Source organism: Mesorhizobium sp. BHbdii (assembly GCF_053848045.1).
In genome coordinates this window covers 1-520 of the sequence record NZ_JBSPKX010000129.1, presented here as the reverse complement: position 1 = coordinate 520, position 520 = coordinate 1, and the positions used below count along the sequence as shown (strand labels likewise).

At 66.7% G+C, this 520-nt stretch carries 1 pseudogene; it reads left to right on the top strand.

What is annotated here, in order from left to right:
* Positions 1 to 520 (top strand): annotated as a pseudogene (locus ACWTU8_RS32220) (hypothetical protein); the annotation flags it as partial.

Below are 520 nucleotides of genomic sequence, written 5' to 3'. Positions count from 1 at the left end.
CATCGTCGAGCAGTTCGCCGCCGGCGGCCACCCGGATTTCACGCGCGGCTTCGCCGCCCGCCCGGACCAGAAATATGCCGAAGCGCTGAAGGGCACCGATCTCTACAATGGCTGGGGTTCGATCTGCTATCGCGGTGACGACGCAAGCTTCAAGGACTGGACCTGCGGCTCGGGCCTGCGCTGCGCCGGCGTCCACGAAAGCGCCATCCATCCGGGCTTCGGCACCTGCGTCAGCGAGAAGGGCACCGCGGTCGGCGATCCTGTCGAGTTCGGCGAGATCAAAATGTCGACATGGGGCAACGACCAGTATTGCCGCCTGTCGCCGGCCACCGCCAAGGCCTGCGCCATCGACCCCGCACACGACAAGAAACCATTGGTCAAACTCGCCGGCTATGGCGCGGCGCGCCAGCGCTACGACAACCCCGAGCAGAAGACCGGCGGCTTTCCCGGCGGCATGCTGCGCAAGGCGACCTGCGACAAGCTTCCCGACGAGGCGACATGCGGCCGTCTCGCCAAGACC